Consider the following 19,676-nt stretch of genomic DNA (forward strand, 5'->3'; position numbering starts at 1 on the left):
AGCGTCGACGTTCACGCCGACGCTGACGCCGACGCTGACGCCGACGCCGACGCGGTCAGTGGCCGTTGCTGTCCACGTAGGGCAGCAGCGCGCTGACCATCGGCGCGACGAGCTCGCGCAGCAGGACGCCCAGTCCGCCCGCGACCGCGATGACCACCATCGCCAGCGCCAGCCGCGTGATCAGGCGACGGTGTCCGGTCTTGACGATGAAGGACAGGCTGAACGCGAGGCTGGTCAGCGATGCCAGCACCGCGCCGTTGGCCGCGACGTCGAAGCCGATCGCGCCCTGCGCGGCCATGCTCGCGGCCGCGGCCACCGCGCTCGCGCTGGACAGCAGGCCGCCGATGACGGTGACCAGGTAGAAGCCGCCCTCGCCGAACTCGCGCTGCATCACGCGGCCGACCACGTGCAGCAGCAGGAACAGCACGCCGTAGCGCAAGGCCACCGGCAGCGAGAACGGCAGCTCCAGCTTGATGTCCGCGACGTCGTCGGTCGCCCCGCTGCGGCGCGACAGCAGGCTCAGCAGCACGAAGCCGGCGGCGGCCAGCACCATGAACGAGAACGCCGCCGCCGCGTTCACGAAGGCCAGCGGCGTGAGGATCAGCAGCAGGACCGCGTTGCGCATCACCATCGCCGCCACGGCGACGAGCACGGCGCGGTAGGCGCCCTCGGCGAAGCGGCCGGCGGTCTCGCGCACCCGCGTGGCCATCTCCACCACGGTGAAGTTGCTGTTGACCAGGCCGCCGAAGAAGGCCGACAGCTCCGCGCCCTTGGAGCCATACAGCTTCCACAGGATGTAGTTCACGAAGCCGATGCTGGCGATCAGGATCACGGTCACCCACGCCGCGCGCGGCTCGATCAGCCGCCACGGGCCGACCGCGCCGGTGGGCAGCGCCGGGTAGATCACGATGGCCAGGATCGCGAGCAGCAGCGCGGAGCGCACCTCGCCCTCGGTCAGGCCCATGGACAGGCCCGAGAGGCGTTCCTTCCACGCGAGCAGCGCGGTGGTGCTCACCATCACCGCCGCGGGCGTGACGGTGTGACCGAGCCCGCAGAGGATGCCCGCCATGCAGGTCACGAGCATCGCCGCCGAGGTCGTGAGCTCGGGGCCGTGGCCGCCGCGCATCGTGTGCACGTTCAGCGGGACGGCCAGGCCGGCGGCCAGCAGCAGGCTCAGCAGCGCGTAATGCTCGCCGAGCGAGCCGCCCAGCGCGCCCAGCAACGCGATGAACCCGAAGGTGCGCAGCCCCGCTTCCTTGCCGCGCCGCTCGCGCTCCAGCCCCAGCAGCAGCCCCAGCGACAGCGCGAGCGCCAGCCGGATGAGGATCTCGAGGTAGGGCCAGTCCGCGTTGGGCAGCGGGGTCGAGGTCGGGAGCGCGATCGTCATCGGGCCAGGGTACCGCAGAGCCCGCGTGCGGCTCAAGGCCTGGAACCGTTCCCGAAAACCCGGCGTGCCGATCTCGCCGATCCCGTGGCTACACCGCCCAGCGCAGCATCGGCGCGGGCACCGACACCGGCGCGTGCTCGCGCGGTGCGACCTCGTCGCGGTCCGGCGCGCTCAGCACGCGATCCAGCAGCCGCTGCTCCAGCGCCGCGAAGGCCGCGTCGCGCCGGCGCGGACGCGGCAGATCGATGCGCAGGTCCAGCGCCAGCCGGCCGTCCTCGATCAGCAGCACGCGATCGGCCAGCGCCACCGCCTCGGCCACGTCGTGCGTGACCAGCAGCGCGGTGAAACCGTGCTGGCGCCAGAGCGATTCGATCAGCTGCTGCATGTCGATGCGCGTGAGCGCGTCCAGCGCGCCCAGCGGCTCGTCCAGCAGCAGCAGCCGCGGCGCATGCACCAGCGCGCGCGCCAGCGCCACGCGTTGCCGCTGACCGCCCGACAGCCGCGCCGGCCATTCGCTGGCGCGGTCCGCGAGGCCCACCTGCGCGAGCGCCTGCCTTGCCCGGCGAGGCCCGTCGGCATCGGTCAGTCCGAGCGCCACGTTGTCCAGCACGCGCGCCCACGGCAGCAGCCGCGCGTCCTGGAACATGAAGCGCGTGTCCGCCGCCTCGCCCGCCGACAGCGCGCCCGCGCTGGGCGCGTCCAGTCCGGCGAGCAAGCGCAGCAAGGTGCTCTTGCCGCAGCCGCTGCGGCCGATCACCGCGACGAACTCGCCGGGCGCGACGCGCAGGTCGATGCCGTGCAAGACCTGGCGATCGCCGAAGGCCTTGCCCAGGCCGTCCAGCGACACGGCCTGTCCGCCGGCGCGGGTCGTGCCCCGCTCGACCGCCGCGGGCGGGGATGCGGATGCGGGACGCGCGGCGGGCTCTGCCCCCTGCCGCCGCGCGGCCGGCACCGTGTCCTCGGCCAGCGCCGCGGGTTGGGAGTCCTGCGCATCGGCCAGGACGTCGATCTCGGTCACGCTCATCATGTCTGGTACCCCGGATGCCAGCGCAGCCAGGCGCGCTCCAGCGCCTGGGCCGCGACGTCGGCCAACTTGCCCAGCAGCGCGTAGATCAGGATGCCGACCAGCACCACGTCCGTCTGCAGGAACTCCCGCGCGTTCATCGTCATGTAGCCGATGCCGCTCTGCGCCGAGATCGTCTCGGCCACGATCAGCAGCACCCACATCAGCCCCAGCGAGAAACGCAGGCCCACGAGGATGGACGCCGTCGCGCCGGGCAGGATCACCTGCCGGTACAGCGCCCAGCCGCGCAGCCCGTACGAGCGCGCCATCTCGATCAGATCGCGGTCCACACCGCGGATGCCGTGGAAGGTGTTGAGGTAGACGGGGAAGAACACCCCCAGCGCGACCAGGAACAGCTTGGCTGTTTCGTCGATGCCGAACCACAGGATCACCAGCGGGATCAGCGCCAGCGGCGGGATGTTGCGCAGCATCTGCAGCGTCGTGTCGAGCGCGGTCTCGGCCCAGCGCTGCGAGCCGGTCAGCAGCCCCAGGAGCAGGCCCAGCCCGCCCCCGACCGCGAAGCCGAGGAAGGCCCGCCCCGTGCTCACTGCCAGATGGCGCCACAACTCGCCCGACACCGCGAGCTCCCACGCCGCGCGCGCCACCGACGACGGCGCCGGCAGGACGCGCGTGGACAGCCAGCCGGCCTGCGCGCTCACCTGCCACACCACGAAGACGGCGAGCGGCACCAGCCAGGGCACGACGCCCTTCAGGGCGACGGCACGCATGTCAGCTCGCCGCGGCCAGCTTGGCCGGGCCGGGCACGTAGTGGTTGGCGACGATCTCGCCGAAGGGGCCCGTCAGCTTGGGCGCGCTGAGCTTCTCGCGCACGGCCAGCGGCAGCAGCGGGAACACCAGCTCGGCGAAGCGATAGGCCTCTTCCAGGTGCGGATAGCCGCTGAGCACGAAGTACTCCAGCCCCAGCGCCGCGTACTCCTGGATGCGGTCCGCCACCTGCTGCGGATTGCCCACGAGCGCCGTGCCCGCGCCGCCGCGCACCAGGCCCACGCCGGCCCACAGATTGGGCGAGATCTCCAGCCCCGCGCGGATGTCGTTTTTGTCGAAGCGTCCGCCGTGCAGTTCCGCCATCCGCCGCTGGCCCACCGAGTCCATGGCGGCGAACTTGGCCTGCGCCGCGGCGATCACGTCCTCGTCCAGATGCTGGACCAGCTGGCCCGCGGCGGCCCAGGCCTCCTCCTCGGTCTCGCGCACGATCACGTGCAGGCGGATGCCGTACTCGAGCGTGCGGCCCTTGGCCGCGGCCGCGCGGCGCACCTCGCCGATCTTCTCGGCCACCGCCTGGGGCGGCTCGCCCCAGGTCAGGTAGGTGTCGACCTGCTCGGCCGCGAGGTCGATCGCCGGACCCGACGAGCCGCCGAAGAAGACCGGCGGATACGGCGTGTTGATCGGCGGGTACAGCAGCTTGCCGCCCTTCACGCGGAGCTGCTCGCCGTCGAAGTCGATGGCCTCGCCCGCATGGCTGGCGCGCAGCACATCGCGCCACACGGTGAGGAACTCGGTGGACAGCGCGTAGCGCTCCTCATGCGGCAGGAAAAGGCCGTCTCCCGCCAGCTCCTCGGGATCGCCGCCGGTGACCAGGTTGACGAGCAGCCGACCGCCGGACAGCCGGTCCAGCGTGGCGGCCATGCGCGCCGATTGCACCGGCTGCACCAGGCCCGGCCGCAGCGCGACGAGGAACTTCAGCCGGCGCGTGGCCTCGATGAGGCTGGCCGCGACGATCCAGCTGTCCTCGCAGCTGCGTCCGGTGGGCAGCAGCACGCCCTCGTAGCCGAGGCTGTCGGCGGCGATGGCGACCTGGCGGTAGTAGTCGAAGTCCGCGACGCGCGCGCCCTTGGACGTGCCGAGATAACGCGAATCGCCGTGGGTGGGGATGAACCAGAGGATCTTCATGGGGGAGGTCTCGCGGAGCTGATCGGGGGTGGCTGAAGGACTTACTTGGCGGCGGTGCGGACCGTCTTGGGCAGCGCGTCGGCGATGCGGATGGGCTTGGGGATCAGCTTCAGCGCATGGAAGGCGTCGGCGATCTTCTGCTGCTCGGCGGCGATGGCCGGCGTGATCAGCTGGATGCCGTAGGAGAAGCGCGTCGCGGCGAGCTCGGTGGTGGACACGTCCAGCCCGATCTGCGGCGCGAGCAGCGCGGCCACGGCGCCCGTGTTGGCCTGCGACCAGCGGTCGAGCTTGGCCAGTTCGTCGACGATGGCCTGGATGACCTGCGGGTGCTTGTCGGCGTAGGTCCTCGCGGCGAGGTAGAACTGGTGATTGGCGACAACGCCCTGCCCATCGGCCACGACGCGCGCGCCGAGCTGGCGCTCCGCGGCCGCGAGGAAGGGATCCCAGATCACCCAGGCGTCGACGGCGCCGCGCTCGAAGGCGGCGCGCGCATCGGCCGGCGGCAGATAGACGACCTGGATGTCGCTGTACTTCAGGCCCTGCTTCTCCAGCAGCTTGACCAGCAGGTAATGGACGTTGGAGCCCTTGTTCAGCGCGATCTTCTTGCCCTTGAGGTCGGCGAGCGTGCGAATCGGTGAGTCCTTGGGCACGACCAGCGCCTCGGCGGTCGGCGCGGGCGGCTGGTTGGCGACGTAGACCAGGTCAGCGCCGGCGGCCTGCGCGAAGATCGGCGGCGCCTCGCCCACGGTGCCGAAGTCGATCGAGCCGACGTTCAGTCCCTCGAGCAACTGCGGGCCGGCGGGGAACTCGGTCCACTTGACCGTGATGCCCAGCGGTGCGAGTCGCTTCTCCAGGTCGCCCTTGGCCTTGAGCACGGTCAGCGTGCCGTACTTCTGGAAGCCGATGCGCAGCTCGGCGGGGTTGGCGGGCGCGGCGGTCTGCGCGTGCGCATTGCCGATGAGCGCGCCGAACGAGGCGAGTGAAGCGCTCAGCGCGGTGACCAGGGCCAGCGCTTGGCGGCGGGAGAGGAGTCCTTGCATCGTGGGCTTTCCGAAGTGGTGGAGCGAGAAGGGGATGGCAGGGGATCAGAGGACCAGCGCGGGCCGCGCGAGCGCTTCCAGTGCGACGGGGACCGGGACGCGGTCGCGCACCTGGGCGGCGCCGGAGAGCAGGCGGCGGGCGATGTCGTCGCCGATGACGTAGGCGCCGGCGGCGTCCTTGGCGATCTGCGCGTCGGCCGCGTAGACGCCGTCGACGTGTGATCGCGCGCCGAGCGCGGAGAGCACCGGCAGCAGGCCGTAGTCGAGCGCGAGCAGGTGCGCCAGGCTGCCGCCGGTGGCCAGCGTCCAGACCGACTTGCCGGCCAGGCCGTCTTGCGGCAGCAGGTCGAGGAAGACCTTGAGCAGGCCGCTGTAGGCGGCCTTGTAGATGGGCGTGGCGAGCACGATGACCTTCGCCTGGGCCACGGATTCGATCGCGCCGCGGATGGCGGGATCCTCGACATCGGCATGCAGCAGCGGCTGGGCCGGCAGGTCGCGCAGGCGCAGCGTGCGGGTGGACAGCCCGTGGTGATGCAGGCGCTCGGCGGCAGCACCGAGCAAGGCGCCGGAGCGCGAGGTCTGGCTCGGGCTCGCGGCGATGAGGAGGACGGGAGCGGTGGCGGTGGTGGTCATGGCAGGGAAGGCAGCAGGAATCGCCTCATTCTGCGAACCACCCTTCCGTCACCGAACGAACAAGAACGTCGATGCTTAGGCGCTTTGCGGCTATCCACGGGTCTGCGGACCGCCCACGCCGCTGGCCCTGGCCCCCGCCCTCTCCCGCTTCGCGGGCGAGGGGGCCCAATGCGCACCGATTGACACGGTTGCTCTCCCCCGCAAGCGGGCGAGGGAGTCCAAAGCGCGCCGGTCGATCGCCCTCTCCTGCGAAGCGGGAGAGGGAGGGGTGAGGGCTCGTGATCGACAGCGAGCCCTGCCCCGAGCCCTCACCCCCCGCCCTCTCCCGCTTCGCGGGCGAGGGGGCCTAAGGCGCACCGATTGACACCGTTGCTCTCCCGCTTCGCGGGCGAGGGGGGCGAGCGTTCAGCTCAACCGCTCCAACTCCCGCAACACCTCGCCGCGCAGATCCGCGACCGCGGCGCTGTCGCGCCCACGCGGATGCACCAGCGGTACGTCGATCCGCCGCACCACGCGCCCGGGCGCTGCACCCAGCACCAGCACGCGATCAGCCAGCAGCACCGCCTCCTCCACGTCATGCGTCACCAAGATCAAGCTGGTCCCATGCCTGGCCGCGACCTCCCGCACCAGATCCTGCAGCCGCATCCGCGTGAACGCATCCAGCGCGGAGAACGGCTCATCCAGCAGCAGCACGCGCGGCCGCGTGTACAACGCTCGCGCAATCGCCGCGCGCTGCGCCTGACCGCCCGACAGTTGCCTCGGCAACGCATCGCCCAGCTCCGCGAGCCCGACCTCACGCAGCAGCGTCGCGACCCAGGCCTCGTCATGCCCCTGCCCCAGGTCGAACCCGACGTTCTCCGCCACGGTCAACCAGGGAAACAAGCGCGGCTCCTGGAACACCACGCCGATCTCGCGATCCGGTCCGCGCCGCGCGCGCCCATCGAGCCGCACCTCGCCGTCGAAGTCCGGGTCCAGCCCCGCGACGATCCGCAGCAAGGTGCTCTTGCCGCAGCCGCTCGCCCCGACCAGGCCCAGCACCCGCCCGGCAGCCAGCTCGAAATGGACGTCCTGCAGCACAGGCAGATCCCATTGCCCGCGAGGAAAGCGCTTCGCGCGCACGGTGACGGTCAACACGCTCATGCGGCGCCTCCAAAACTGTCGCGCCAATGCAGCGCGCGTTGCTCGACCGCGGCCATCAGGCCGTCGGTCAACTTGCCCAGCAGCGCCAGCAGCACGATCGCCGCGAACACCAGATCGGCCCGGCCGGTCTCACGACCATCGGTCAACAGATACCCCAGGCCCCGGCTCGCTGCGATCAGCTCCGCCGCGACCATGAACATCCACGCCAGGCTCAAGCCATTGCGCAAGCCCGTCAGCAGCGCCGGCAACGCCGCGGGCAGCAGCACGCGACGCGCCAGCGCCGCGGCACCCAGTCCCCGCAGCCGCGCGACCTCCACCAGCTTCCGGTCCACATCCCGGAACCCGGCCGCCACGCCCATGTAGACGGGGAAGAACGCACCGATCGCGATCAACGCGATCTTGGACGCCTCGTCGATGCCCAGCCACAGCAGCAACACCGGCACCCAGGCGAGCGACGGAATCGCGCGCAGCGCCTGGAAGCTCGGCGTCAGCACCGCCGCCGCCGTCGACGACAAGCCGACCAGCGCGCCCAGCAGCACCGCCAGCACGGCGCCCACGCCGAACCCCGCCGCCACGCGCAAGGTGCTGGCGATCACGTGACTCCCCAGTTGCCCATCCCGCCCCATCTGAACGAGCGCCGCGACCACGTCGCTGGGCGCAGGCAGCAAGTGGGGCGCGATCCAGCCCCAGCGCACCGCGGCCTCGGCCAGCGCCAGCAGCAGCAGCGGCGGCAGCACGCCCAGGACGCCCGACATGCGCGGGCTCACGCCTTGATCAGACCGGCCGAGAAGCGCGTGTCGACCAGATCCGCGATCGCGCGATTCAGGTCCGCGCCGGGCTTGACCAATTGCTCCGCGCTCAGGATCGGCGCCGCGGCCTGCAAGGCCTTCACATGCTCGTCCGACGGCAACGGCCGCGAGAAGTCCGTGCGCAGCTTCACCTGCAGCAACGCCACCGGCAGGCTGACCTTGGCCTCTTCCGACAGGATGCGCGCGGCCTCCGAGGGGTTGGCCTGTGTCCAGGCGCGGGCGCGCTCATACGCGGCGATCACGCGGCGCACCACCTGCGGGTGGCGGCCGAGGAACTCCTCGCGCACGTTCAGGAAGCCGTAGGTGTTGAAGCCGACGTTGCGATACAGCAGCCGCGAGCCCGCATCGAGCTCGCTCGCCGCCATCAGCGGATCCAGGCCGGCCCAGGCGTCCACGCGGCCCTGCTCCAGCGCCGCGCGCCCATCGGCGTGCTGCAGCGCGACGTGCTCGATGTCGCCGCGCTTCAGGCCCACCGTGTGCAGCGCGCGCAGCAGGAACAGATAGGGATCGGTGCCCTTGGTCGCCGCGATCTTCCGGCCCTTGAGGTCCGCCAGCGAGCGGATGCCCGAGTCCGGCCGCACCACGAGCGCCGTCCATTCAGGCCGCGAGAAGATGTAGGGCGCGCGAATCGGATTGCCGTTGGCCCGCGCGAGCAGCGCCGCGAGGCCGGCGGTGGAGCCGATGTCGATGCTGCCGGCGTTCAGGTACTCCAACGCGCGATTGCTGCCCGCGCTCAGGACCCAGCGCACATCGACGCCGTCCTTGCGCAGGTCCTCCTCCAGCCAGCCGAATCGCCGCAGCACCAGGCTGGTCGGCGAGTAGTAGGCGTAGTCCAGCCGGAGCTCCTTGGGCAGCGGGCCGCCCTGCTCCTTCGCCTGAGCCTGGGCGAACGCCCCCGTCGACGTCAGGCCCGCGGCCAGCCCCGCACCGAGTCCGGCACCAAGCACCAACACGTCGCGGCGCGACCAGGCAGTCTTGTTCTTCGAATCGATCGTCATGCGACGGGCTCCGTCAAGGGAATGGTCAGGGAAGTCTGGGAAAGATCGGTCGTGTCGGTCGTGTCGGCCGTGTCGGTCGTGGAGGGCGCCACGGCGCTCGCCTCCGCCGGCACGTCGATCCGCACGCGCCGACCGGCATGCGTGTCGGGGAGCCGATCGCCTCGTTGGAAGAGGCGCGATCGCAGCGTCGCTGGCGCGGCCTCCTGCTCGGCCTCGGGGCGATAACGGCCACGGCGTCGCAACTCCGGCACGACCAGATCGACGACGTCGCGGAAAGTCTCATGCGCCAGCGCGTACGCGAGGTTGAATCCGTCCAGGCCGGTCGCGTCCTGCCAGGCGATCAGCTGATCGGCGATCTCCGCCGGATCACCGACGAATACGGGACCTCGCCCGCCCAGTCCGATGAACGCGGCCGCCTCGCCCACGGTCCAGCGCCGGGTGGGGTCCGCGCTGCTGAACGACGCGAGCGCCGTCCGGCCGGCCTGCGTGTCGAGGTAGTCGATCGTCGCGTCCAGCGGATAACGGCTGAAGTCCACGCCGGTCCAGCCCGACAACAGCGCGAGCGCGGCCTCGACGTCGACATGGCGCTTCAGGTCTTCATGCTTGGCATGCGCCTCGGCGCTGGTGGGCGCGGTGATGATCAGCGCCTGGCCGTAGATCAGCACGTCGTCGCGTGCGCGTCCCTGTGCCTGCGCCGCGTCGCGCAAGCCGTCCACATACCCCCGCACGACGGCCGTGCTGGGCCCGCTGACGAAGACGCACTCGGCGTGCCGCCCCGCGAAGGCGCGTCCACGGCTGGAGGTCCCGGCCTGGAACAGCACCGGCGTGCGCTGCGGCGAGGGCTCGCACAGGTGCACGCCCGGGACCTGGTAGTGCTCGCCGCGATGCGCGATCGGATGCACCTTCGCCGGATCGGTAAAGACGCGGCCGGCCTTGTCGCGCCGCACCGCGCCGTCCTCCCAGCTCAGCTCCCACAGCTTGTAGACGACGTCGAGGTACTCGTCGGCGAGGTCGTAGCGCTCGTCATGCGCGCGCTGCGCCGCGTGACCGAGGTTGCGCGCGGCGCTGTCGAGGTAGCCCGTGACGATGTTCCAGCCGATGCGCCCGCGCGTCAGGTGGTCCAGCGTCGACATCCGCCGCGCGAAGCTGTACGGCGGCTCATAGGTCAGCGCCACGGTGACGCCGAAACCCAGGTGCCGGGTCACCGACGCCATCAGCGGCACCAGCACCAGCGGATCGTTCAGCGGCACTTGCACCGCGTGGCGCAGCGCCGCGTCAGGCGTGCTGCCGAAGACGTCGTACACGCCCAGCACGTCGGCCAGGAACACGCTGTCGAAGCCGCCGCGCTCCAGCAGCCGCGCCAGCTCGATCCAGTAGTCCGGATCGGTGTAGCGATGCGACTCGTCGCGCGGATGCGTCCACAGCCCCGGCGACTGGTGGCCCACCGTGTTCATCGCGAACGCGTTGAACCGGATGGGTCTTGGCTCTGCCGCGCTCATTGCAGGAAGGCCGGGCGCGCGTAGCCGGGGAACTTCTGCTCCAGCACCGCCTTGAACTCCGGCGCGCGGAACGCATCAGCCAGTGCCTTCGTCCAGGGCTGCTGCTTGTCCTTGCCCTTGACGGCCAGCACCAGCATGTAGTGATCGGGCGTCTTCTCCAGCAGCAGCGCGTCGGTGAGCTTCAGCCCGCTGGAGATCGCGAAGTTGCCGTTGACGATCGCGTACTCGGCATCGTCCAGCGTGCGCGGGATCTGCGCGGCCTCGATGGGCTGCAGCTTCAGGTTCAGCGGATTGGCGGCGATGTCCTTCTCGGTCACGCGGATCGGATCGGCACCGGGCTTGAGCGTGATGAGCTTCTGATCGGCCAGCAGCGCCAGTCCATGCGCGAGGTTGGCCGGATCGTTGGCCAGCGTGATGCGGTCGCCGGGCTTCACATCGGCCAGCCGCTTGCGCTTCTTCGAGTAGATCCCGAACGGCGCCATCGGCCCTTGCACGACATCGACGATGTCCACGCCGCGGTCCTCGCGGAAGCGGTTCAGGTAGGTGATGTGCTGGAAGAAGTTGGCATCCAGCGCGCCCTGCGCCAGCGCGATGTTGGGCTGCACGTAGTCGTTGAACTCGACCAGCTTCACCGTGTAGCCGCGCTTCTCCAGCAGCGGCTTGATGCCCTGGCGCAGCACCTCGATGTTGGACCCGGCGGTGGCGCCGATGGTCAGTTCCTTCTTGTCCTGCGCATGGACCAGCGGCGTGGAGAGCGCGGAGGCGCTCAGCGCCAGGGCCAGGGCCAGCAGCGTGCGGCGGGCGACGGTCATCGGGATTCCCTTTCTGGTTCTCAACGTTTGTCCAGCCGCCGCGCGATGCGGTGGCCGGTGATCTGGATCAGCTGCACGAGCGCGACGAGGATGGCCACGGTGAGCACCATCACGTCGGTCTGGAAGCGGTAGTAGCCGTAGCGGATGGCGAGGTCGCCGATGCCGCCGCCGCCAACCACGCCGGCGACCGCGGAATACGACAGGAAGCTGATCGCCAGCACCGTCAGCGCGCTCACCAGGCCGGCGCGGGACTCGCGCACCAGCACGCGCCAGACGATCTGCGTCTGCGACGCGCCCATCGCCTGCGCGGCCTCGATGACGCCGCGCGGCACCTCGCGCAGGCATTGCTCGACCAGGCGCGCGAAGTACGGGATGGCCGCGAAGGACAGCGGCACCGCCGCCGCCAGTGGGCCGATGGAGGTGCCGGCGATCACGCGCGTGATCGGCACCAGCGCCACCAGCAGGATGATGAAGGGGAAGCTGCGCACGGTGTTCACCACCGCGTTGATCACGCGGTGCAGCAGCACCGCGCCGCGGCGCGCCGACAGCGCCTGGCCCGGGCTCAGCAGGAAGAGCAGCACGCCCAGCGGTCCGCCGAGCAGCACCGCCGCGCTCAGCCCGATGGCCAGCATCAGCGCGGTCTGGCCCAGCGCGGTCCAGAGCTCGGGCAGCAGCCCGACGAGGTTCTCAAGCATGGCGGACCTCCCGGCGTCCGATCGAGGCGATGACCACGGCGGCGTCCTCCGCGGACGCGGCCAGCGCGGCGAGGCTCGCGGCCTGGCGCTGCAGCCGCGCGAGCTCCAGCCCCAGCGGGGAGCGCGCCTGATGCCACGCGTCGGCGACGTCGAACTGCTCGACGATCCGGCCATCGGCGATGACCGCCGCACGGCGGCAAAGCGTCTGCACCACCTCCAGCTCATGCGTGACGACGACGATCGTGACGCCCAGCCGCACGTTGATGTCGGCCAGCGTGGCGAGCAGCTCGCGCGTGGTCTCGGCGTCCAGCGCCGAGGTCGGCTCATCGCACAGCAGCACGTCGGGCTGCGGCGCCAGGGCCCGCGCGATCGCCACCCGCTGCTTCTGACCGCCGCTGAGCTGCGCCGGGTAGTGATCGGCCTTGTCGGACAGGCCGACCAGCGCGAGGCACTCGGCCACACGCTCGGCAATGCGCCTGGCGAGCTCGCGGCGCGAGCCCTTGGCGTGCAGCTGCAGCGGGAAGGCGACATTCTCGGCGGCCGTCGCGTTCTGCAGCAGGTTGAACTGCTGGAAGATCATGCCCAGCCGCTGCCGCTCACGGCGCAGGTCGGCGGGAGCGAGCGCGGTGAGATCGCGTCCGCCGACCTGCACGCGACCGCCATCGGGCCGCTCCAGCAGGTTGATCAGGCGCAGCAGCGTGGACTTGCCCGCGCCGCTCTTGCCGATCAGGCCGAGGATCTCGCCCGGTCGCACGCTGAGGCTCACGTCGCGCACGGCGTCGAAACGCGCGCCGCCGGGCAGCGCGAAGGACTTGGACACCCCGTCGAGGCGGATCAGCGGTTCGGTCATGGCGTGCGCCTCGCTCAGGAGTAGGCCGTCGGCTCGGGAATGCGGCCGTCGAGGTCGAAGCGCCCGATGTCGCGCAGCTTGTAGTCGACCGGGTCATGCAGCGTGTGCACGCGCGCGTTGCGCCAGAAGCGATCCAGCCCGAACTCGGCCGAGGTGCTGCGCGCGCCGGTCAACTCGAAGAGCTGGCTGCCGATCTCCACCCCGGCGCGATGCGCCAGGACCTTGGCCTCGGCGCCGGCCACGGCGACCTCGCCGCGTTCCTGCGCGGTCAGCGCCTCGCCGCGATCGAGCGCGCGGCGCAGGCGATCCACTGCCTCGGCCGACACCGCCTGCGCAGCGCGCACCTTCAATCGCAGATCACCCCAGCGGTGCTGCACCAGTGGATCGTCGACAGCGCGCGCGACGCCCGAGGCGGACCATGCGCGGCCGCGCTCGACCAAGTAGCGGCGCGCCTCGTCGAGCGCGCCCTCCGCCAGGCCCAGGTAGAGCTGGGTCATGATCAGCTGCGCGATCTGGGAACGCAGCGTCGCGCGCGGCGTGGGTCCCTGCCCCGGCAGCTGCAGCAGTTCCTCGTCGGCCAGCCGCACGCCGTCGAAGCGCACCGTGCCGCTGTCGGTCTGACGTTGACCGAAGGCGTCCCAGTCCTGCTCGACCCGCACGCCCTCGCGCCGCGTCGGCACGATGCCGATGAGGAAGCCGCCCTCCTCCGTCGTCGCCGACACCGTGAGCCGATCCGAGCCGAGCGCGCCCGAGCAGAAGCCCTTCACGCCTCGCAGGCGCCAGCCGCCGTCCTCGCGCGACGCGGTGAGCCGCGTGTCGGCCGGATTGAGCGCGTTGCCCCAGAACAGGCGCTGCTCGGCGGTCTCGCGCAGATGACGCGCGCCGTGCGTGCCCGCGGCGGGTCCGCCATAGAGCGACACGCCGTAGAGCTGCAGATGGTGGAAGGCCAGCACATGGGCCAGCGCGCTGTCGACACGAGCCAGGCGGCGCACGACCTCGAGGAACTCGGGGACGCTGCCGCCCAGGCCGCCATGCGCGTCGGGGATGGTCAGCGCGAGCAGGCCGCTGGCGCGGATCAGCTCGCGCTGCTCGGCGGCATGACCGCCCTCGCGATCGCGCCGCACGGCCGTCGCGGCCAGCTGCGCGGCCACGTGGTCAAGACCCGGCCCCAGCAGGTGGGCCAGCGTCGGCGAGGAAAAAGAAAGCGGCGACGCGTCGCTGGCGCGGCGCAAGGCGGAGGAAGCGGTCATCGGCAGGGCCATCCGAGCACCCGAAGGCGCGATGCCGCCGAGTGTTCCCGCCCGCCGCTTCAGACCGAAGCGACGATTTCGCCTTTGCTTATGCGCTCCGTTGCGCGCCCTGTCGCGCGCTCAGACCCAGGTGCTGGCGTTCTTGGCCGCCTGCGCGTTGCTTTGAATGCCCACGGCCTGTTCCATCGCGCGCAGGACCTGCGCGCACTGCTCGATGTGGCGCTTGTCGGGATGCCACGGGCCGACCGCGTCCCCGCTGCTCTGCAGGTTCGCGTTCTTCGTGTAGACGACGCGCCATAGCGTCTGCTTGATGTCCCCGGCGTTCATGGCGCGCAGTATTCCAAGCAGTCCGGCGCCGAGGCAGAGGCCGACGGCGACACCTCGTGTGGTCGATTGCCCTACAAGGGGGCGATGGCGGGCGAATGGCGGCACCGAGGGCGCGAAGTCGTGCGGAACTTCCGGGCTTGCCCCAGGGCAGTGCGTCGCTTGGGGCTGTTAATCTGCCATTCATGAACCTGTTGCTCGCCGAAGACGATGCCATCCTGGCCGACGCCCTGTGTGAACAGATGCGCGCCAGCGGCTTCACCGTGGAGCACGCGCCCAATGGCGCGGTCGCGCAGTACCTGCTCGCCAAGCAGCAATTCGAGGTGGTCGTGCTCGACCTCGGGCTGCCGATGGTCAGCGGACTGGACGTGCTCAAGCAGCTGCGCCAGACCGACGCCTCGCTGCCGGTGCTGATCCTGACCGCGCTGGACAGCCTCGAGGACCGGGTGGCCGGGCTCAACGCCGGCGCCGACGACTACCTCACCAAACCCTTCGATTTCCCCGAGCTCGAGGCCCGGTTGCGCGCGCTGCTGCGCCGCAGCCGCGCGCTCAAGGCCAGCACCGAACTGGGCCAGCTCAGCATGCAGCGCGAGACGCGCAGCGCGCAGGTCCGCGGCGAGATGCTGGAGCTCAGCCCTCGCGAATTCGACCTGCTGGACCTGCTGCTCACGCACCAGGGCCGCGTGATCACGAAGGAGCAGATCAACCAGGCCTGGGCCGGCGACCGCGGCGGCGCGGCCGCGATCGCCTCGGCGGCGGATTCGGGCGCGGCCACCAACGCGGTGGAGGTCTACATCCACCGCCTGCGACGCAAGCTCGAAGGCGCGCAGGTGGCCATCCGCACCGTGCGCGGACTGGGCTACCTGCTGGAGCTGGAGCGGGGCTGAGCGGTGGCCCCGTCGCGCTTCTCGCTCAAGCGCCAGCTGCTGCTGTGGCTGCTGCTGCCGCAGATCGTGCTGTGGCTCGCCGGCGCGGTCTTCAGCTACCGGCTCGCGGTGCGCTACGCCAACGAGGCCGTCGATGCCACGCTGCTGCAGGCCTCGCGCTCGCTGTCGCGCCAGGTCAAGCCCATCGGCAACGGACTGCTGATCGACTTCCCGCGCGCCGCGCAGGACGTGCTCGAGGCCGACCCCAACGACAAGCTGCTGTACACGGTGAGCTCGCCGCCGGGCAAGTTCATCCTCGGCAACCGCAACCTGCCCAGCCCGCCGGCCCTGGCGGCCAGCCCGCCGCTGGGCCAGGCGCAGTTCTACGACGGCGAGATCGAGACCGAGAACGGCCGCACCGGCGCCGCGGTGCGCGTGGCCGCGGTGTACCAGCAGTTCGGCGACAACCCCCAGGCGCAGCAGACGATGCTGGTGCAGGTCGCCCGCTCCAGCGCCAATCGCGAGCTGCTTGCGCGCCGGCTGCTGATCGACACCATGCTGCCGCTGTCCATCCTGATCGTGCTGATGAGCATGATCGTGTGGGCTGGCGTGGGCGCGGGCCTGGCGCCGATCGCGCGGCTGCGCCGACTGGTCGAGGGCCGCAAGCCCAATGACCTGCGCCCCATCCAGCTCGACGCCGCGCCGCAGGAACTGCGCTCGCTGGCGCAGGCGATCAACGACCTGCTGGAGGCCGTCAGCCACAACGTGCAGGGCCAGCGCCGCTTCATCAGCGACGCCGCCCATCAATTGCGCACGCCGCTGGCCGGGCTCAAGAGCCAGAGCGAGCTCGCGCTGGCCGAGGCCCCGCCCGGCCCGCTCACGGTGCGCCTGGCCCGCGTGCATGAGAGCGCCACGCGCAGTGCTCACCTCGTCAACCAGCTGCTGGCGCTGGCGCGCGCGGAGCCCGAATCCGCGATGCGCCAGGCGCAGGTGCGCGTGGACCTCGGCCGGCTCGCGCGCGAGGTCACGGCGGAGCTGGTGCCGCGCGCGCTCGCGCTCAATGTCGACCTCGGCTACGACGGTCCCGACGGCGACCCCGACTGCGCCACGGCCTCGCAACTCGAGGAACGGCTGCGCCAGGCCGACGCCGCCGAGGACGACGATGCTCGAGACCCCTCGTCCGATCTCCCGGTGACAGTGACCGGCGTGCCGCTGCTGTTGCGCGAGGCGCTCGTGAACCTCGTCGACAACGCGCTGCGCTACGCGGGACGCGGCGCGCGCGTCACCGTGCAGGTGCGTCGCGCGCGCGATCAGGCCGAACTCATCGTCACCGACAATGGCCCCGGCATCCCCGACGCCCTGCGGGAGCAGGTCTTCGAGCGCTTCTTCCGCGGCACCCACGAGGGCAACGGCTGCGGACTGGGCCTGGCGATCGTCAAGGAGATCGTCGAGCGCCACGGTGGCCGCATCACGCTGGCCCCGGCCGCGCCGCGCGGACTGCGCGTGTCGATGCGCCTGCCGCTGACTGCGGGCTGAGCGCCGGCTGGCGCCCGCCGGCACCCGGCACCCGGCACCCGCGATTCGCTTTACGCCATCCGCCCAAGCGCACCAGACCAGCGCCTGCAGCGCGCAGCGCGCACGCAACACGGCATACGAAGGTGTGATGGCGCACCAAGCTGCTAGTGGTAAGCACCAATTTAGTTTCATTAATGGAAAATTAAAGTTCAGCCCGCATGCAAGAAAGATAAACGTCTGATTAACGGCGGCACGCCAGGAGCGCCGTTGAGCGGACCCACACCGGAGACTGAACATGACCCGCATGACCCGAATTGGGCGCGCTCCGCGCCTGGGCGCCACCACCCTGTCCGCCGCCGCCGGCCTGCTGATGGCCGCCGGATCCGCCCACGCCCTCGACTACACCGGCTACTTCCGCGCCGGTCCCGGCGGCACCACCGACGGCGGCGCCAGCCGCGCCTGCTACGCCCTGAACGGCGGCACCGCGGGCATGAAGTACCGCCTGGGCAACGAGTGCGACATCTACGGCGAGTTCCAGCTCGCGCAGGGCTTCAAGAAGGACGGCATCGACTACAAGGTCGTGCTGATGACGGACTACTTCAATCCGCATTCGGACGCCGACGACGCCAAGCACCTGCGCCTGGCGCAGATGTACGCCGAGGCCAAGGGCTTCGACTTCGCTCCCGAGGCCACCGTGTGGGCCGGCAAGGAACGCGGCCGCCGCGGTGACGTCCACATCGTCGACACCTACTTCACCGAGATGGCCGGCATCGGCGCCGGCTTCAAGGGCTTGAACGTCGGCCCGGGCAAGCTCGGCGTGGCGTACTACACCAACGACAAGGACAACAACCAGCGTCCCGCGCACCGCGGCAACGTCGAGTACGTCGACATCAACACCAACCCCGACGGCACGCTCGCGCTGTTCGGCACGGCCACGAAGTCGCAGTTCGCCGGTGGCACCAACGGCTGGGGCCTGACCGCCAAGCATGTGCAGAGCAACCTGCTGGGCTCGTCGTTCAACAACGTGCTGTGGGTGCAGTACGCCCAGGGCTCGGCCGGTCTGAACTCCAACTTCGGCAACCAGACCGACACGTCGGCGGCCAAGAAGTTCCGCGTCGTCGAATCGGTCAACTTCCAGCAAGGCGCCTGGGGCGGCATGGGCATGCTGCTGTGGGCCAACGAGAAGGACAACGCCGGCAAGGCCACGGTGTCGACATCGGTCGGCGGACGTGTGTCCTACGCGGTCACCCGCAACTTCAAGCTGCTGACCGAGGCCGGCGTGTCGCAATACAAGCCCGATGGCGGTGAACGCGCCCGGCTCACGAAGGTGACCTTCGCGCCGACGCTGTCCACCGGCCCGGCCCTGATGGACCGACCCGAGTTCCGCCTCTATGTCACCCACGCCAAGTGGAACAAGGCCGCCGGCAACGTGACCGGTGTGGCCGGCTACGACGGCGAGACCTCCGGCACCAGCTTCGGCGCGCAGGTCGAAGTCTGGTTCTGACACGACGGACGTCGAACAGGCGGTGACCTCGGTCCCGCCTCATCCGACATCCCATGACAACATTCGCTCCAACTTCCTGACGACACGGAGACAACGGAATGACGAAGCTCAAGCAACTTTCCCAGGCCGCGGCGCTGTGCGCGCTGATGGCCGCCGGCGCGGCGCACGCCGGTGAGGTCGAGGTCCTGCACTGGTGGACCAGCGGCGGCGAGGCCAAGGCCGCCACCGCGCTGAAGGCCACGCTGCAGAAGCAGGGCCACACCTGGAAGGACTTCGCGGTGGCCGGCGGCGGCGGCGACTCGGCCATGACGGTGCTGAAGTCGCGCGTCGTGTCGGGCAACGCCCCGGCCGCGGCGCAGATCAAGGGCCCGTCGCTGCAGGAATGGGCGCGCGAAGGCGTGCTGACCAACGTCGACGCGGTGGCCAAGGCCGGCAAGTGGGATGAGGTCATCCCGCCGGTGGTCGCCAACATCATGAAGTACCAGGGTCACTACATCGCCGCGCCGGTCAACGTGCACCGCGTGAACTGGCTGTGGGCCAACCCCGAGGCGCTGAAGAAGGCCGGCGCCAAGCTGCCCACCACCTGGGACGAGTTCTTCGTCACCGCCGAGGCCCTGAAGAAGGCCGGCATCATCCCCGTGGCGCACGGCGGCCAGAACTGGCAGGACTTCACCGTCTTCGAATCCGTCGCGCTGGGCGTGGGCGGCGTGGACTTCTACAAGAAGGCGCTGGTGCAGCTCGATCCGGCCACGCTGACCGGTCCGCAGATGGAGAAGGTGCTGACGACCTTCAAGCGCATCAAGGACTACACCGACAAGAACGCCCCGGGCCGCGACTGGAACCTGGCCACCGCGATGGTGATCAAGGGCGAGGCCGGCATGCAGCTGATGGGCGACTGGGCCAAGGGCGAGTTCATCGCCGCGGGCAAGGCGCCGGGCAAGGACTTCATCTGCGCGGCCGCTCCGGGCACGCAGAAGGCCTTCACCTTCAACATCGACTCCTTCGCGCTGTTCAAGCTGAAGAACGCCGCCAACGAGAAGGCCCAGCAGGACCTGGCCACCGCGATCATGTCGCCCGAGTTCCAGGAGCTGTTCAACCTGAACAAGGGCTCGATCCCGGTGCGCACCGGCATGAAGATGGACAAGTTCGACGACTGCGCCAAGCAGTCCGCCGCGGACTTCGCCGCCGACGCCAAGTCCGGCACGCTGGTCCCGTCGATCGCGCACGGCATGGCGGTGCCCGCCGCCGCCGAGGGCGCGATGAAGGACGTCGTGAGCCAGTTCTGGAACAGCGACAAGATGACGGCCAAGGACGCGCAGACGCGCCTGGCCGCCGCCGCCAAGTCCAAGTGATCCAGTGATCCATTGATCTAGTGATCCG

The 19,676-nt window shown here is 70.5% G+C and carries 19 protein-coding genes; 4 read left to right on the plus strand and 15 right to left on the minus strand.

Going from position 1 to position 19,676, the window contains the following annotated elements; translation table 11 throughout:
• Window positions 1-55: 55 nt before the first annotated feature.
• The 15 genes from ACNI65_RS12935 to ACNI65_RS13005 all read right to left on the minus strand — a co-directional run bounded on the left by ACNI65_RS12935 (window position 56) and on the right by ACNI65_RS13005 (window position 14,414).
• Window positions 56-1,387 (minus strand): MgtC/SapB family protein, encoded by a 1,332-nt coding sequence (locus tag ACNI65_RS12935; protein WP_416763488.1) that lies wholly within the window; start codon window positions 1,385-1,387, stop codon window positions 56-58.
• A gap of 88 nt (window positions 1,388-1,475) precedes the next feature.
• The gene (locus ACNI65_RS12940; protein WP_416763621.1) at window positions 1,476-2,411 is read right to left on the minus strand and encodes an ATP-binding cassette domain-containing protein; all 936 of its coding nucleotides are present in this window, start codon (window positions 2,409-2,411) and stop codon (window positions 1,476-1,478) included.
• A complete protein-coding gene (ssuC, locus tag ACNI65_RS12945) occupies window positions 2,411-3,178 on the minus strand; it encodes an aliphatic sulfonate ABC transporter permease SsuC (RefSeq protein ID WP_416763489.1) in 768 nt (255 codons plus the stop codon). Before ssuC ends, ACNI65_RS12940 begins: the two co-directional genes overlap by 1 nt.
• Before the next feature lies 1 nt (window position 3,179).
• Window positions 3,180-4,361: an FMNH2-dependent alkanesulfonate monooxygenase gene (gene ssuD, locus ACNI65_RS12950; protein WP_416763490.1), complete on the minus strand. Its 1,182-nt coding sequence runs from the start codon at window positions 4,359-4,361 to the stop codon at window positions 3,180-3,182.
• A 41-nt stretch (window positions 4,362-4,402) separates the two neighbouring features.
• A complete protein-coding gene (locus ACNI65_RS12955) occupies window positions 4,403-5,401 on the minus strand; it encodes a sulfonate ABC transporter substrate-binding protein (protein ID WP_416763491.1) in 999 nt (332 codons plus the stop codon).
• Between the two features lie 45 nt (window positions 5,402-5,446).
• Window positions 5,447-6,034, minus strand: coding sequence for an NADPH-dependent FMN reductase (gene ssuE, locus ACNI65_RS12960; RefSeq protein ID WP_416763492.1), 588 nt, complete (start codon window positions 6,032-6,034; stop codon window positions 5,447-5,449).
• 405 nt (window positions 6,035-6,439) lie between these two features.
• The gene (locus ACNI65_RS12965; RefSeq protein ID WP_416763493.1) at window positions 6,440-7,174 is read right to left on the minus strand and encodes an ABC transporter ATP-binding protein; all 735 of its coding nucleotides are present in this window, start codon (window positions 7,172-7,174) and stop codon (window positions 6,440-6,442) included.
• A complete protein-coding gene (locus ACNI65_RS12970; protein WP_416763494.1) occupies window positions 7,171-7,929 on the minus strand; it encodes an ABC transporter permease in 759 nt (252 codons plus the stop codon). Before ACNI65_RS12970 ends, ACNI65_RS12965 begins: the two co-directional genes overlap by 4 nt.
• 8 nt (window positions 7,930-7,937) lie before the next feature.
• Window positions 7,938-8,981, minus strand: a complete 1,044-nt coding sequence (locus ACNI65_RS12975) for an aliphatic sulfonate ABC transporter substrate-binding protein (RefSeq protein WP_416763495.1) — start codon at window positions 8,979-8,981, stop codon at window positions 7,938-7,940.
• Entirely contained in the window at window positions 8,978-10,480 is a 1,503-nt protein-coding gene (locus ACNI65_RS12980; protein ID WP_416763496.1) for an LLM class flavin-dependent oxidoreductase, read from the minus strand. Before ACNI65_RS12980 ends, ACNI65_RS12975 begins: the two co-directional genes overlap by 4 nt.
• A complete protein-coding gene (locus tag ACNI65_RS12985) occupies window positions 10,477-11,292 on the minus strand; it encodes a MetQ/NlpA family ABC transporter substrate-binding protein (protein WP_416763497.1) in 816 nt (271 codons plus the stop codon). Before ACNI65_RS12985 ends, ACNI65_RS12980 begins: the two co-directional genes overlap by 4 nt.
• Window positions 11,293-11,312: 20 nt before the next feature.
• On the minus strand, window positions 11,313-11,987 hold the full coding sequence (locus tag ACNI65_RS12990; RefSeq protein ID WP_416763498.1) for a methionine ABC transporter permease: 675 nt from the start codon (window positions 11,985-11,987) through the stop codon (window positions 11,313-11,315).
• Window positions 11,980-12,837 carry a methionine ABC transporter ATP-binding protein gene (locus ACNI65_RS12995; RefSeq protein ID WP_416763499.1) on the minus strand — a complete coding sequence of 286 codons (858 nt, stop codon included), beginning with the start codon at window positions 12,835-12,837 and terminating at the stop codon, window positions 11,980-11,982. Before ACNI65_RS12995 ends, ACNI65_RS12990 begins: the two co-directional genes overlap by 8 nt.
• 14 nt (window positions 12,838-12,851) lie before the next feature.
• The gene (locus ACNI65_RS13000) at window positions 12,852-14,087 is read right to left on the minus strand and encodes an acyl-CoA dehydrogenase family protein (protein WP_416763500.1); all 1,236 of its coding nucleotides are present in this window, start codon (window positions 14,085-14,087) and stop codon (window positions 12,852-12,854) included.
• 120 nt (window positions 14,088-14,207) lie between these two features.
• A complete protein-coding gene (locus ACNI65_RS13005; protein WP_416763501.1) occupies window positions 14,208-14,414 on the minus strand; it encodes a hypothetical protein in 207 nt (68 codons plus the stop codon).
• A 182-nt stretch (window positions 14,415-14,596) separates the two neighbouring features.
• On the opposite strand from ACNI65_RS13005, the gene ACNI65_RS13010 reads away from it, so the two are divergent.
• The 4 genes from ACNI65_RS13010 to ACNI65_RS13025 all read left to right on the plus strand — a co-directional run bounded on the left by ACNI65_RS13010 (window position 14,597) and on the right by ACNI65_RS13025 (window position 19,648).
• Window positions 14,597-15,298, plus strand: a complete 702-nt coding sequence (locus tag ACNI65_RS13010) for a response regulator transcription factor (RefSeq protein ID WP_416763502.1) — start codon at window positions 14,597-14,599, stop codon at window positions 15,296-15,298.
• Window positions 15,299-15,301: 3 nt separating this feature from the next.
• Window positions 15,302-16,813, plus strand: coding sequence for a sensor histidine kinase (locus tag ACNI65_RS13015; protein WP_416763503.1), 1,512 nt, complete (start codon window positions 15,302-15,304; stop codon window positions 16,811-16,813).
• 274 nt (window positions 16,814-17,087) lie between these two features.
• Window positions 17,088-18,296, plus strand: coding sequence for a maltoporin (locus tag ACNI65_RS13020; protein WP_416763504.1), 1,209 nt, complete (start codon window positions 17,088-17,090; stop codon window positions 18,294-18,296).
• Window positions 18,297-18,394: 98 nt separating this feature from the next.
• On the plus strand, window positions 18,395-19,648 hold the full coding sequence (locus tag ACNI65_RS13025) for an ABC transporter substrate-binding protein (RefSeq protein ID WP_416763505.1): 1,254 nt from the start codon (window positions 18,395-18,397) through the stop codon (window positions 19,646-19,648).
• Window positions 19,649-19,676 lie beyond the last annotated feature (28 nt).

The sequence above is a fragment of the Roseateles sp. So40a genome (assembly GCF_048081605.1).
Classification (GTDB): domain Bacteria; phylum Pseudomonadota; class Gammaproteobacteria; order Burkholderiales; family Burkholderiaceae_C; genus Roseateles.

Excerpts from the sequence above, each read along its gene's own strand:
- ssuE (WP_416763492.1), bottom strand. The coding sequence starts at position 6,034 with ATGACCACCACCGCCACCGCTCCCGTCCTCCTCATCGCCGCGAGCCCG.
- ACNI65_RS12965 (WP_416763493.1), bottom strand. The coding sequence starts at position 7,174 with ATGAGCGTGTTGACCGTCACCGTGCGCGCGAAGCGCTTTCCTCGCGGG.
- ACNI65_RS12940 (WP_416763621.1), bottom strand. The coding sequence starts at position 2,411 with ATGAGCGTGACCGAGATCGACGTCCTGGCCGATGCGCAGGACTCCCAA.
- ACNI65_RS13005 (WP_416763501.1), bottom strand. The coding sequence starts at position 14,414 with ATGAACGCCGGGGACATCAAGCAGACGCTATGGCGCGTCGTCTACACG.
- ACNI65_RS12995 (WP_416763499.1), bottom strand. The coding sequence starts at position 12,837 with ATGACCGAACCGCTGATCCGCCTCGACGGGGTGTCCAAGTCCTTCGCG.
- ACNI65_RS12975 (WP_416763495.1), bottom strand. The coding sequence starts at position 8,981 with ATGACGATCGATTCGAAGAACAAGACTGCCTGGTCGCGCCGCGACGTG.
- ACNI65_RS12970 (WP_416763494.1), bottom strand. The coding sequence starts at position 7,929 with ATGTCGGGCGTCCTGGGCGTGCTGCCGCCGCTGCTGCTGCTGGCGCTG.
- ACNI65_RS13025 (WP_416763505.1), top strand. The coding sequence starts at position 18,395 with ATGACGAAGCTCAAGCAACTTTCCCAGGCCGCGGCGCTGTGCGCGCTG.
- ssuD (WP_416763490.1), bottom strand. The coding sequence starts at position 4,361 with ATGAAGATCCTCTGGTTCATCCCCACCCACGGCGATTCGCGTTATCTC.
- ACNI65_RS13000 (WP_416763500.1), bottom strand. The coding sequence starts at position 14,087 with ATGACCGCTTCCTCCGCCTTGCGCCGCGCCAGCGACGCGTCGCCGCTT.
- ssuC (WP_416763489.1), bottom strand. The coding sequence starts at position 3,178 with ATGCGTGCCGTCGCCCTGAAGGGCGTCGTGCCCTGGCTGGTGCCGCTC.
- ACNI65_RS12935 (WP_416763488.1), bottom strand. The coding sequence starts at position 1,387 with ATGACGATCGCGCTCCCGACCTCGACCCCGCTGCCCAACGCGGACTGG.
- ACNI65_RS12955 (WP_416763491.1), bottom strand. The coding sequence starts at position 5,401 with ATGCAAGGACTCCTCTCCCGCCGCCAAGCGCTGGCCCTGGTCACCGCG.
- ACNI65_RS13020 (WP_416763504.1), top strand. The coding sequence starts at position 17,088 with ATGACCCGCATGACCCGAATTGGGCGCGCTCCGCGCCTGGGCGCCACC.
- ACNI65_RS13010 (WP_416763502.1), top strand. The coding sequence starts at position 14,597 with ATGAACCTGTTGCTCGCCGAAGACGATGCCATCCTGGCCGACGCCCTG.
- ACNI65_RS12990 (WP_416763498.1), bottom strand. The coding sequence starts at position 11,987 with ATGCTTGAGAACCTCGTCGGGCTGCTGCCCGAGCTCTGGACCGCGCTG.
- ACNI65_RS12985 (WP_416763497.1), bottom strand. The coding sequence starts at position 11,292 with ATGACCGTCGCCCGCCGCACGCTGCTGGCCCTGGCCCTGGCGCTGAGC.
- ACNI65_RS12980 (WP_416763496.1), bottom strand. The coding sequence starts at position 10,480 with ATGAGCGCGGCAGAGCCAAGACCCATCCGGTTCAACGCGTTCGCGATG.